Here is a 584-nt window from a genome sequence, read left to right as displayed (position 1 = left end):
CCAGAAAAGACAACCCAAGAAGGCAAAGTTGATGAAGCAGTAAAGGCAGCTACTAAAGCAATTAAGGCCGCTACAACTCCAGACGTAGCAACGCAAGCTGGTACTAATGGTGTAAATACTATTAACGGTATTTCATCAGAACCAAATACTAGTGATTTGGAAAAGGCAATCACAGCTGCCAATACTGCCAAGGGTACAGACAACTACAAGAAGGCAGATCCAGACAAGAAGACTGCTGTAGACAATGCATTAACCGCAGCCAAGAACCTTAAGGAAGGCAAGAATGCGGATGGCTCAGCTGTAGATCCAAAGAAGCCAATAACACAAAATGATATTGATGCAGCAAAGAATGCATTAACCAAGGCAGTTGGCGGTTTGAACGGCGATCAAAAGGCCCAAGACGAAGCTGCACAAAAGGCACTTGAGACCGCTAAGAGTAACGCTTTACAAAAGGTCCAAAAAGCCGCAGCTGATAAGAAGGCAGAAATCGATTCTAGATTAAATGATCCAGAAAAGACAACCCAAGAAGGCAAAGTTGATGAAGCAGTAAAGGCAGCTACTAAAGCAATTAAGGCCGCTACAAC

At 43.7% G+C, this 584-nt stretch carries 1 protein-coding gene; it reads left to right on the top strand.

Annotated elements, in window-relative coordinates:
* Positions 1 to 584: hypothetical protein (locus ACFIK0_RS09765; protein WP_375663972.1), on the top strand; the 584-nt coding region annotated here is incomplete at both ends.

Origin of the sequence: Bartonella sp. CL63NXGY (genome assembly GCF_042194905.1) — a bacterium.
Classification (GTDB): Bacteria; Pseudomonadota; Alphaproteobacteria; order Rhizobiales; family Rhizobiaceae; genus Bartonella.
Note: the sequence above shows the minus strand (reverse complement) of the source record. Positions and strands in the feature narration are given on the sequence as shown.